Annotated in this window: 11 protein-coding genes; 6 read left to right on the forward strand and 5 right to left on the reverse strand. The window is 44.5% G+C overall.

Annotation, left to right across the window (positions count from 1 at the left end):
* Positions 1-109: 109 nt before the first annotated feature.
* The 5 genes from AAEY94_RS00735 to AAEY94_RS00755 all read right to left on the reverse strand — a co-directional run bounded on the left by AAEY94_RS00735 (position 110) and on the right by AAEY94_RS00755 (position 6,275).
* Positions 110-463 (reverse strand): hypothetical protein, encoded by a 354-nt coding sequence (locus AAEY94_RS00735; protein WP_123777029.1) that lies wholly within the window; start codon positions 461-463, stop codon positions 110-112.
* A 380-nt stretch (positions 464-843) separates the two neighbouring features.
* Positions 844-2,421, reverse strand: coding sequence for a general secretion pathway protein GspF (locus tag AAEY94_RS00740; RefSeq protein ID WP_182743844.1), 1,578 nt, complete (start codon positions 2,419-2,421; stop codon positions 844-846).
* Positions 2,418-2,555 carry a hypothetical protein gene (locus AAEY94_RS00745; protein WP_350976501.1) on the reverse strand — a complete coding sequence of 46 codons (138 nt, stop codon included), beginning with the start codon at positions 2,553-2,555 and terminating at the stop codon, positions 2,418-2,420. Before AAEY94_RS00745 ends, AAEY94_RS00740 begins: the two co-directional genes overlap by 4 nt.
* Positions 2,556-2,565: 10 nt before the next feature.
* The gene (locus tag AAEY94_RS00750; protein ID WP_350976504.1) at positions 2,566-5,004 is read right to left on the reverse strand and encodes a LamG domain-containing protein; all 2,439 of its coding nucleotides are present in this window, start codon (positions 5,002-5,004) and stop codon (positions 2,566-2,568) included.
* A 2-nt stretch (positions 5,005-5,006) separates the two neighbouring features.
* A complete protein-coding gene (locus tag AAEY94_RS00755; RefSeq protein WP_350976506.1) occupies positions 5,007-6,275 on the reverse strand; it encodes a hypothetical protein in 1,269 nt (422 codons plus the stop codon).
* A gap of 304 nt (positions 6,276-6,579) precedes the next feature.
* Between AAEY94_RS00755 and AAEY94_RS00760 the strand changes: the two genes are divergently transcribed.
* From AAEY94_RS00760 to AAEY94_RS00785, 6 genes are all read left to right on the forward strand, one after another.
* Complete coding sequence (locus AAEY94_RS00760; protein WP_350976509.1) at positions 6,580-9,237, forward strand: HzsA-related protein; 2,658 nt, start codon at positions 6,580-6,582, stop codon at positions 9,235-9,237.
* A gap of 57 nt (positions 9,238-9,294) precedes the next feature.
* A complete protein-coding gene (locus tag AAEY94_RS00765; protein ID WP_350976512.1) occupies positions 9,295-10,035 on the forward strand; it encodes an outer membrane beta-barrel protein in 741 nt (246 codons plus the stop codon).
* A complete protein-coding gene (locus AAEY94_RS00770; protein WP_254439879.1) occupies positions 10,005-10,667 on the forward strand; it encodes an outer membrane beta-barrel domain-containing protein in 663 nt (220 codons plus the stop codon). The genes AAEY94_RS00765 and AAEY94_RS00770 overlap by 31 nt, the downstream gene beginning before the upstream one ends.
* Before the next feature lie 77 nt (positions 10,668-10,744).
* Positions 10,745-11,248, forward strand: coding sequence for a TlpA family protein disulfide reductase (locus tag AAEY94_RS00775; RefSeq protein WP_101087756.1), 504 nt, complete (start codon positions 10,745-10,747; stop codon positions 11,246-11,248).
* Positions 11,249-11,252: 4 nt separating this feature from the next.
* On the forward strand, positions 11,253-11,513 hold the full coding sequence (locus tag AAEY94_RS00780; RefSeq protein WP_137226525.1) for a DUF4266 domain-containing protein: 261 nt from the start codon (positions 11,253-11,255) through the stop codon (positions 11,511-11,513).
* Complete coding sequence (locus AAEY94_RS00785; protein WP_242445187.1) at positions 11,500-12,654, forward strand: DUF3570 domain-containing protein; 1,155 nt, start codon at positions 11,500-11,502, stop codon at positions 12,652-12,654. The genes AAEY94_RS00780 and AAEY94_RS00785 overlap by 14 nt, the downstream gene beginning before the upstream one ends.
* Positions 12,655-12,663 lie beyond the last annotated feature (9 nt).

The raw sequence follows: 12,663 nt of genomic DNA on the forward strand, positions 1-12,663 counted from the left end.
ACACTAACGCCAGCCTAACACGCAATGTGTTGGCGTGGTTTTTTGCGTTGTTTTGCCAATACCATGGCAACTAATCATTGTCGGAGTTTAGGCGTTTGTTATATGAAAACTACTTCTTTTTAAAGAGTTTTTCGACTAAATACCTTACATTATCAGATGCAATAAAAATAGCCTGAAATAATTGCACTGAGAATATACCGTAAATGCCTGCTACCCCAGCGGTATAAACAAGCCCATACTTAAAACCATAAAATGCACATAAGAATAAACTTGAAACGAATATAGCTGGCAGTGTATATAAATGAGGCTTGTTGTCGATAGTCATTACCGTCACTAAACCTAAAACGATGCATGAACACAACGAAATCATAAGTCCGATGTTTGATGAATCTATTTTAGATACTCCAATTACAATCCCGAGAATTGAACCAATGATAAGTGATTTGATTAGGTTACCGCGCATAAGCCCCTTTGCATATAACGAGACTGTAAAATAAATCTCGCAGCCAAATTTAATTGAGATTAATCAGATTAATCATGCCACCCATTTTTATGGCATGTGGTGTTGGGATAAAAGTGCCACTCATTGCCCGAGGTTATTTAGCTACATCCATGCGACCGAATATCAATAATAACTTGCAGTTATCAACCCCCTAGCAAAGAAGAGATTGAACCTCGAGTGCAAGCGCGGCCATGACGTCCATGACATGGACGTCATGGCCGAGCTTACAAGGATGTACTAGCAGCGTGTCATAGAAGTGTTTGCACTTGAGGTGATTTAGCCGTATCCATGCGAGCGCAATATAAACAATATCCTTTGTTCCTCCTCCACAAAGGGTATAACTACACTATTGGTTGAAACGCGGTTAATGAATCAAGCATGGTTGCATTGCCTAATCCTTGTCCTGGGGCAACTGAGGTAAATTGGCTTTGTTCGCCATGTAGAGCCATATAATTTAGCAATACGGTTTCTACCAACAAGTTAACGTTATTGGCCGACGGGGCTGACGCGGTATCAACGGATGCATCGCTGCGCATAAAACCAATTTGTTGTTTCCTGGCCATTTGGTCGGCGCTGCCACCCATTAGCTGTGGTTTGCCAGACGGATTGTAAACCAAAAAGAAAGACGCACCTGTTGATGAATTATCGCCAGTCCATTCGCCTTTACCGCGCCCTTCCATTGAGTCATCGATGCGACCATTACTGGCAACTGAGCCATCACTGAACACGTATAGCATTAACGGCATATTACGACGTGAAGCATATTCTAAACACGCGCCCATGCAGCGACCGGCTCGTAAGTCTCTTAACTCACCTGTGGCGCGCTCGCCAGTGTGATAGTCAAACCCCCCCATGGTGACCGTGCCCGCACCAGAAAAGCCATTAACCACTAACTTCATGATTGACGCGGTTTTTTGGAACTCAGACTCAGAGTCAAATTCATTAATCCCAAAAATGCCACCAGGACCGACAATATCAGGGTCTAACAATGGGTTTAATGTTGATGGGTCGCCAAAACGGTCGGCAAGGTCAGCACTTTTAACATAACCACAATTAACCAAATCTTTAATCACATCACCGCGGGTAACTTGCGTGTTCACTGCCGCCATTTTTTGCGCGCTAATACGTTGAATACTTTCCATCACGGCCACAGCATCACGTTGCGACAATAAACTGAATAAATCACCTACATCCACTAAACCCGTTACGTCTGAAGGGCGATCAATTTTAGTGGGACGTTTGCTTAAATCGATAAAGTTGGTGGGCGCCATTGAATTGCCGCCGGAATCTGAATTACGCGACCCCACTAACGGCATTAACGAACCGTTCGCCCCTGCTGCCGCGATGGCATACATAGGATTGTGTGGATTATTACCCGTGTCATTATCTGAGCGATTGGGGATCACAGCACCGTTGATACGTGATGCGGTATCAGATGATACTTTCTCTAAAATTCCGCGTAAAAAAGCCGAGTCAGAGTGAAACGCCAGCCCTAAATCAGTATTAATAAAATCAGACATTCCCGCATTGGGATTAGCAATTGACGGAGCCATATCACCAGGTAAACCCAGTTTGTTATAACCTGCCGTGGATAAGAAATCTTGCTGGCCACCTGCGCCGCCAACCAACACATTAGAACCCGCTATATTGGCACCACCGGCTAAATCGAAACTAATAAACGGAATTTTGCCCGCCCCTTGTACGCTTATGCCGCAAGAGTCTCTTAGTGCTTCAAGATCGGGTGATAGCGCCGCATGAGCATTGTTAGGGTTAGCAAACAGGCTAAATAACGATAAACCAGCAACTGCGGCGCCGCCTTTGTACAAGCCTGTCGAAATAAAATCTCGCCTAGTCATCGGCTTACTATGGTCAGCAAACAACAATGGACTGTCTGGATGAAGGTGCTTAGGTCTAGTCATTGTTGAATCCCTTTTGTGCCCGTATTACGGCTATATTCAGTTGCATGGGTTAATCGTGAAAACGTCAATCCAGCAACCGTTTGCCTTGACTGCTGTACGGTTGATGCTATCAATCGCTGTAAATATCGTTTCATACTGTCGCCCCTATTGCACTAGCATCACGGCACTGGCCAATACGGCAGCACAACTAGACTTAGCGATAGTACGGGTGCGCTCTGCAGTACAGGTGCCACTACAAACCGACAGACCGCTCACTAAGCTATCAAGTTCATTGTAAACCGAACTTTGACTTGGCTGACTGGCTAACGATAACGGCATAAGTTGGTTAATTAACGGGTTCAATAAATTGGCGCGCTCAGTGGTATTTAACGCCACACTAGGTACGGCAGTAAAGTCCACATCTGGGAACCAATTACTGCGAATCGTGTTGTCTTCAATCGCAGTATCACAATAGGCAATGGCAAGCTGGGTGATGCCCATTTGCTGCGCAGAGATAAAGGTTTCGATATTTTCAAGACTCGGTAATTGACGTTTAACTAACTGATAGGTGTTAAATACTTTAGTCGATTGTTGGTCAACGCCCGTGAGCATACTCATACTGTGATTGATTTCAGCAAAGTTACGCACACCGACTTGAGCCGATTGAGTGGTTGCTGGCACCTCGGCAGGGGTAACAAATACCCCAGGTAACACTACATTGGTGTGTTCGCCTAATTGTTCAAAGGTTAAGAAAAACTCATCCAGATTAGCCCCTTTTTCAAGGGCGATAATAGTACCCAATGCTGAGATAGAAAACGGCTCTGCAATCGTTTGCCCTGCCGATACTGATAAATCGAGATTCGCGTATGACTGGCCTTGAGCACTTTCTTTACCGTTAATACCGATACGTAAGCCTTTTAACGCAAAGCTGTCTGCTACTGGCGTACCGTCAATGTTCACAATGGCAGCATTACTAAACAAATAGCTGTAGTTATCAAACTGACTGACTTCAAACATGACGTAGGTATTGGGAAGATCAATTAAATGGCTAATCGAGAAAAGTAAAAAGAACTTTTCACCCACTCCAACATTATAATTTTGCTGTACTTGCTCAGGTGCGAGTACCCGATTATAAATGGCTAATAAGCGAATATCGCCTTGCCATACATGCTGGTTTGACGCTTCTCTACCCAAAATAAGCGCGAAGCTGTCGTCCCAATTGGCAAGTGGCGCAATGTCTTCATCGACCACATCAATCAATTGACCATTAACGTAAATACTGCGCCCAGTGGTGGCATTGTAAGTTATCACTACATGCTGCAATGTGGCTTGTAATACCTCTTCCGCGTCTGGTGTACTTAATGCTGGCTCGCCATTGGTACTAGATGCTTGAGTGCGCAGCATAAAGTCATAGTTATATTGAGTTTGGCCTAAGGTAAAATTACGTGCGCTGTCTCCCGCAGAATAGGTCACTATTCTGGCTGGACCTTCTTGAGTTACATTATTAGGTGTCACCCAAGCCTCAACAGAAAACTCACCTGTTGCGGTAATTAAATCATGCAGTTTTTTGCTGTTAGCGGTACTCGCTTGCGCTTTACCGTTAGTAAACGACAAGCCCCAACTGCCCAACCAATCTACATCACCGGTTAAGGTCAAATTAGCGGCTGGAGATATGCCTGAGGTGTCATAAGCAATGCTGCCCTCACCTGTTTTAAATTGATATAAAGCGATTACGTCAGTTTCAAAACGGCCACCACTTGAGGCGGTAATGCCATCGGTTAAACGTAATGACTTTGACACCACCATGTCTGGTGAAATCTCATCAAGTTCAATGCCATCACTGAGCGCCATAATGGCATCGCGCATTTCAATGCTATCGTCTACACAATTGCTCCAGCAGTTATGAAACTCCGAACCTAAACGCACCACAAGCCTTGATTGCGCTGGGTCGTCTAAGTTAATGACTCCTTTGGCGGCTTCATAAGCTTGGCTCACATCGGTGCTGGCAAAAAATGGCGACTGGGGAGATTGTGCTGCTTCATTATGGCAAGACACACAATATTGATTCACGATGGGATAAACGTGCTGACTGAATAAACTGCTGTCATCAGGGAAGTTTTTACTTGAACCTGGATCACGAATAACCGGTGCAGTCAGCTCAATAGTATTGACCGTACTAACACGCTCATCGGCCCATAACTTGATCCATTGGGTCATGGTTTCACCACAAGCTGAATCACTTGCGAGCCAACAATTGTGTCCACCAGCGACTTTACTGACTAAACGTGAAGCTTTAGGGTCGGTTAAGTCAACCAATGGATTCGTGGCAGCATAAGCATCGTTAACGTTATTTCGACTGGCAAAATAAGGCGCTTGATTACCTTCTGTATGGCACGCACCGCATTTGTCTTGGGTTGAGATGTTATCCCACAACGATGCTTTGTATTTTTGAATATCAGCCGTTGCTGCTGCAGGGCCGGTATACACGTCAGATTGTGGCGTTTGTTGCGCAGGCGGATTCTTTTCAACATCCCCGCCACCACAAGCAGAAAGCCCGATGAGTAATGAGGCAATAACAAGGCCTTTAGCCATTAAATATTTCACGGTTATTCTCCTATACAGTAGTTGCCAACTTCAGCAAAAACGCGCTTAAGTTGGTAAGAGTTCTGTTTAAAAGAAGCCGTAGTAGCACTAATTTGTGCAATATCAGCTTGGCTTTCTGCGTCTCGTAAACACACAGTTTTAAACACCTTTTTAACTTGGCATTGGGCAAAGGCATTACTGTTTGCCAGCTCTTGCCCTAATGATTTAGCCCCACTACCTTGACCAGACAAACTGTTATCCCAACCCAATTTTTGATTAGGGCCTTCGCGCCAGTAATTGTTCCATCTATCGTTTGGTGTGGCATAGCCAAAAGGAAAACTGGTTGAATTGATATGATACTTACCTTGCACTCGTGTGCCGGTGGCGGGGTCGGTTTGACCGCTGGTGTTGTAAGCTATTGCTCCAGCTTCACCCGTTGGATCTTGGTCACGGTTAAACTCATATTCATAAAAAGCAAACGCTTGCGCCAGTGGATCCATACCACTGTGACAACTTGAGCAGTTATTGATAAATAAACGGCTATCACCACCAGGACTGCGGCTGACATCTTGTCGAATACGATCGGTTGGGCGGGTGTTGTCTTTTAATGGCTCTAAATCGGTACACAAATGATTCATTAAGGTAAAACGAAACATCGCGCGGTTAGTGCCTAAATAGAAAAACTCTTTCGCAGCGGCGCGGCTAGTTAATACCCCTGCCGTTGCATCAGCAGGTAATCCATTCACACTCGATTGAGTGGTGCGCTCTAAACCATCTTTTAAATCAATAAATTGGTCTTCTAATGCCTGATAATGGTCATTATTGCTGCGATTGTAGCCGGGTAAATTTAAACTATTCTTACCCACATATACCATGTCGGCTTGCAGAATATCTCTAAAATCAACATCGTCTCTAACCGCACCAATCACAGTGGCTGAATAGTCATTTAACGGCGCAAAAATGTCTTGATCAATATTGGTCCACGGTGTGGCGAATAATTTCAACGTCGTAGAATAAAATGCCGGTGTTTCCATTGCGAGGTAGGCGGCTTCGATGGGTTTGCCGTCATCAAGTAATGCTGCCATATTTTGCAATGTGGTTTCGGAAGCTGGAACCCCAGCTATGCGGTCATGCAATTGTTTTGCTTGCTCTAAGCTGGCAGCAACCACATTGGCCGACAAAAGGCTCAATACACCAAGTGCTAATACACTCATAAACGGCTTAAAATGCATCGTTTTTCCATAATAAGATAATAAGCTGAAGCTTTTTACCGTACGAAGTCGTTGCTTCATACTGTCTCCTTGTTAGCACTTGACTGCCTGGTATTGAACTGAAATTGATATTTGGACATGATAAAAATCGAATGGTGCTGATTAAATCATTCAACAGCTCACATTAAAAGTTTTTATTTTGTTAATTTTTTTGACACTTGCAGCCAATAACTTGGCGCCAAAAAAGCGTCTTGCCGTGTCAAAATAAAGTATTCAAATATTTAATAAAAAATGTTGAAACACTGGGCCTAGAAAGCAATAATGTCAGCCGCAATAGGGTTTTGCTATGATACTCACAAAAATAATAAATCGTTAAGGAAAACAAATGAGGCCGACTTTGGGCTATAACATTATGATGTTTACGGTAATTACATTGTTATTGGGATGTAACACCGAAACAGCAATTAAAGATCAACAGCCTGATCCCGTTCTTGTTGAATATCCTGTGGCTTATATTGAGCGTAATTTAACTGCGGTCGATCAAAATCCTGCACAATTTGAAGATCTTAATCCAGGCCATTTTAATCCTGGCGCGCAACTGATCATTAAACGCAATGCCTTCGCTGATTCACCTGCGACGAATTTAACAGCCTCCTTATTTGCTGAAGATCAGTTGATTGATATTCGCGATTTGTCGGTGTCAGATGATGGTCAACAACTGCTTATGGCCATTCGCGCACCTGAAATCGACGGTGTTGACGACGATGAACAACCTAAATGGAACATCTGGCGTTATACGGTAGCAAGCCAAATCTTAGAACGAATCATCAGCAGTGACATAACGGCAGAGCAAGGCGATGATTTAATGCCGGCGTTTTTGCCCGATGGCAGAATTATATTTGCCTCAAGCAGGCAGCGTTTATCTCGGGCAATTTTGCTTGATGAAGGTAAACCACAATACACAGCATTAGATGAAAGCCGTGCTAATGAAACCTTTAACATCCATGTAATGGACCCAGACGGCAGCGCCATTAAGCAGTTAACCTTTAACTTAAGCCATGACTTTTACCCATTGGTTCTGCAAAGCGGAAAGATTTTATACAGCCGCTGGGATCGAATGGGCGTCGACCACGGAATTAACCTGTACCGTATGAATCCAGACGGAACAGAAAACGAATTAGTATTTGGCTGGCATTCGCATCAATTGACCCTTGACGGCCAAACCGAATCGATTGATTTTATCAAGCCACAACAATTAGCTAGCGGCGAAATATTGATGTTGCTTTCATCACAGGACGACACCAGGATTCAAAAACGTCCGGTGCTGATTAATATTGACGACTACATTGATGCCCAGCAAGCCACTGCCAATTCTGGCGCGCAAGGCGAAGCGATTACAGACGCCACGTTATCAGAATTTAACTTCTCATTTTCTGCCGCATTATCAGAAACAGGTAGAATCAATCATTTATACCCACTGCCCGATAACAGCCAGCGCTTTTTAATGAGTTGGGATTTGTGTCGTGTTGTTGTAAATGACATCGTCCGCGCCTGCGGTCAACTCACCGCGGAGCAACTCGCTGACGATAATCTGATTCAAGCCGATCCCTTATACGAGCTATGGCTACTCAACAATGCCAACAACACCCAACAATTGGTGGCCACAACAGCTCAAGGGACGGTGCTAACCGAATCGGTGGTGATGCAACCTAGCGCACAACCAAAAACCTTTATCGCGGACAAGGTCGTCGGCAACGAACTTGATTCACAGCTAAGTCAAGAATTGGCTGGTTCTATCCACATTCGCAGCGTATATGACTTTGATGGTATCGACACCACTGCCAACGTAGGTGGTATTAGCCGTTTAAGTGACCCATCGCAAACACCCGCAGCCAACTTACCGGCTCGCTTTTTACGGATTGTGCGTGGTGTTCCCATGCCACCCGACGATGTTAGAGACATTGCCAATACCGATTTTGGCCGCAGTAATAACCAACTCATGCGCGAAATTGTCGGTTATAGCCCAATTCAACCCGATGGTTCAGTCAAAATAAAAGTGCCTGCTAATGTCCCATTGGCCATCAGTGTGTTAGATATCAATGGTCAGCGTATTGGCGGACGCCACAATCAATGGATCACGTTAACTCCGGGTGAAACCCTAGAATGTACCGGCTGTCATACTGCTAACAGTCAACTGCCTCATGGCCGACTCGACGCCCAAGCCCCTAGCATTAATACCGGAGCCGCGGGTGGTTCTGCCTACCCTAATGCCACGAGTAATATCATTCCTGCGCAAGGACAAACCATGGCCGAAGCCAATGAAATGGTCAATGGCCTTGCCGAGCTTAGCGACAGTATTAAATATCAAGATATTTGGACTAACCCAGTATTGTCTGCCGTTAATCCAAATGTTGAATACAGTTACAGTAATTTGGCCACACCGGCGCCTAATGGCAGCGAATGCTTTGACAATTGGACGCCCTATTGCCGCATTCAAATCAATTATGTTGAACATATTCAACCGCTGTGGGACTTAGCTCGACCCGTTATAGACGCAACAACTCAAATAATCGTTGCCGATAACACTTGTACCAATTGCCATAATATCGTCGATGCCGATGGCGCGGCGCAAGTGCCTGCGGGACAGTTGTCGTTAATCAATTCACCTTCAAGCGATCAAGCTGCACACTTAACCTCATACCGTGAACTGTTTTTTAACGATGTTGAGCAAGAAGAAGTCGATGGTATTTTAATCGACAAATTAGTTGAAGTGCTTGATGCCGATGGCAACGTAGTTTATCAAGTAGACAGTAATGGTGAGCTTATTCTTGACGCTGACGGTAACCCTATCCCGGTGTTAACCACAGTCAATGTGCCGGCAATTTTATCGACTAATGGCGCGCGTTCAAGTAACACATTTTTTGAGGTGATGAATAACACCACCCATCAAAATATGCTGTCGGCCGATGAGCTCAAATTACTTAACGAATGGTTAGACATTGGCGCGCAATATTACAACACGCCATTTTACTCACAGGACTAACAAAGCATGCCACAAGCAAAACCATAGGTTTGCTTCATGACTTTGCGATAGGGAATTATGCAAACATATTTACGAAACACCTTTTTGCTACTGACAATACTGTGTTTAAGCCCCGTATTACAGGCCGACGACAACCCAAGTTTGCGGATCGATGTGCCCTTTATTGAGCTGCATTCAGGGCCAAGTGATGGCTATCCGGTGGTTTCAGTTATCGAGCAAAACGAAATGGTAACGGTGTTGCTTAAGCGAACGTCTTGGTTAAAAGTACTAAACAAACGTGGCGTTGAAGGCTGGTTTCATGAAGATAACCTAAAGGGTTTATCCCAAAATGGCCAAGCCATTGACGTTAACTTGATAACAGAACAAGACGTCATCAATCGCCAAATTGAAGCCGGTGTAATGTACGGCGATTTAGAAGGTGCCAACTTCTACAATATTTATGCGGGCTATGCATTTACCCCAGTATTTAGCGCTGAAATATCAGCAGGTAAAGCACTGGGGAGTATTTCAGACAGTGACGTATTTGAAGTCATGCTGTTTAGCCAACTTTTACCCGAGTTAATTGTCGTGCCATACATTGGCGTTGGCGCGGGGATCATTAATACCGAACCCCATAGTGTGTTAGCCGACACCGAAGCGCGCCGCAGCACCATAATGAGTGCGGCAGCTGGCATTAAATATCACCTTGCACGTAACTTTTTATTACGGGCCGAATATAAACTCTCGTTAGCCTTAACCGACCGAGATGAAAATGAAGAGATCCAAACATGGAAAATAGGATTCAGCGTATTTTTTTAGTGCCTTTGTTCACTGCTAGTACTTTAGCGTTGACCGCATTAATGCCAAGCTCAGCAGCATTTGCCGCAGACGATGCCCCTAATACCGTCAAAGCCGATGTAGAACGTCGCACTGTGCTTGATGATGTTATCGATACTGAAAACGTTGAAGTGGGTATTCAAGGCGGTATTTTGTCGATTGAAGATTTTGAATCAAACCCTTGGATAAGTGCGCATGTGGGTTACCACATCAGCGAACATTTTTATGTCAAAGCGCGTTATGCCCAAGCCAAAGCAGGTGAAACCAGTTTTGAAAAACTGTCTAACGCAGCGCCATTGCTAACTGATGCTGAGCGTGAGTTAACTTATTACGGCTTGAATATTGGTTATAACTTACTGCCTGGTGAGATCTTTTTCAGCAAAGACACAGTGTTTAACAGTGTGTTTTCGGTTGAACTGGGCGGCGGCAGTACCGAGTTTGCCGGTGACGAGCAATTTACCGTCAACCTGACTGCAAACTACCGAGTGTTTTTAACCGACTGGATTGCATGGGATTTAAGCATGAGTGATTACCTGTTTAATACCGAGGTCACTGGCGCATCTAAAACAACCCATAACCTGAATTTTGCTACGGGTGTGTCGTTCTATTTTTAATCCACCTCGATAGTGGTCGTTAAAAGAGACCATAGAATATTCGAGTAGCAAAAGTGAAAAACCAATAAGGAAATACAATGTTGTTCAGTCGATTTAGTGGTAAATGTCTTATTGCATTAGGTGCAATATTGTTGTCGATGCAGGTACAGGCGCTCACGCTTGGCCAAGCAGCACCCGACTTCACCTTAAAAAACCAGCAAGGGACTAACCTCAATTTAGCCGAGCAACGTGGCGAGATTATCTTGATCAACTTTTGGGCATCTTGGTGTGGACCATGCCGTAAAGAAATGCCGATTTTGCAAAAATTACAAGACAAGTATCAAGACCTCGGCGTTCAAGTCTGGGGCATTAATGTTGAACAAGAAAACCAAGCAGGCAAAGACTTTCTAGCCGATCTTGATTTACGTTTCCCAATATTTTTCGACCAAACCAATTCTTTGTCTAAGACCTATCAAGTTGAAGCCATGCCAACCACAGTGATTATTGATCGCGATGGTAATGTGCGCTTTGTATTTCAAGGCTATAAAGACGGCTTTGATAAAAAGTATGCTGCCGCTATTAAACAGCTGATTAGGGAGTAAATTGATGAAAAAAACCTTATCTCCTCGTATCACTGCTTTATCGCTTAATTGCATTGCGCTATTAAGCTTAATTACTTTGAGTGGCTGCACGAGTATGGGCATTGAGCCTTGGGTTAAACCTTACGAGCGTCAAAATTTAGCCGACCCCATCATGCGCTTAAATCGCCATCCAAGTGCCAGCATGCATATGGCTCACGTACTTGAAGGTCGTGAATCGGCCCGTGGCGCTGAAGGAACCGGAGGTGGTGGTTGTGGCTGTAACTAATTTGCTCAATAAAAGCATTAAGCTATTCACGGCATTACTTGTCAGTATGACGTGCTTGTCTGCCCAAGCTGCAGTGCTCGATCCTGATCGCGCTGACGTGTTGTATCACAGCTACGAAGGCGGCGGCATGACCATTGATGGCCCGTCAGTGTTACTCAGAAAAAAGACCTCTGAATCGGTCGCATTTACCGCATATTATTATTTAGACAGTATTTCATCCGCATCTGTGGACGTTATCAGCACTGCCAGTGCGTACACAGAAAAGCGTAACGAAGGACAATTTGGGGTTGAATACCTGCATGACAAAACCTTGATGTCGTTTAACCTGCGCCAAAGTGATGAAGATGATTATTTAGCCCAATCATTTAGCATCAATGTGTCACAAGACACCTTTGGCGATTTAACCAATTTAAATCTGGGTTTGTCTTATGGCGATAATGAGATTCGCCGCAATGGTGACGACCAGTTTGAAGAGCAAAGCGAGCAATATCGGATTCGCGCTGGCATCAATCAAGTATTAACCCGCAACCTTACCGCCAGCTTTAACGTTGAAGCGATAGCAGACAGCGGCTATTTAAATAACCCATACCGCACAGTGAGATACATAGACAACAGCGTTCCATCTGGTGTGGCTTATCAGGCAGAAGTGTACCCAGAAACCCGCAACTCGTTTGCAGCAAAGTTCTCGGCCAGTTACTTTTTACCTTATCGCGCAGCCTTGTTTTTTCATTACCGCCACTTTAACGACAGCTGGGAAATCACCGCCAGTGATGTAGAGCTTGGATATCGACATCCACTAGGCGACAGTATCGAATTAGAATTTAAAGTGCGTTATTACCAGCAAACTCAAGCTGAATTTTACAGTGACTTGTTTCCTTATCGCGACGCGCAAAACTACCTTGCACGCGACAAAGAACTCAGTGACTTTAGCGACATCACTTACGGGATAGGCATTACCTATCAATTACCCGCCTCGGTATCGTTTGGCGACACTCGTTCAGAAGCATCGCTGCAATGGGATTATATTGACTTTCAATACAATAACTTTAGAGACCCTACCGCAGATGGCGGAGTGGGCAACGAACCGTTTTATGGGTTCTCTGCCAATGTCATCCGCGCTTTTGTCAGCGTGTATTTTTAATTGTTCGCC

Origin of the sequence: Shewanella sp. AC34-MNA-CIBAN-0136 (assembly GCF_040309945.1) — a bacterium.
GTDB lineage: Bacteria > Pseudomonadota > Gammaproteobacteria > Enterobacterales > Shewanellaceae > Shewanella.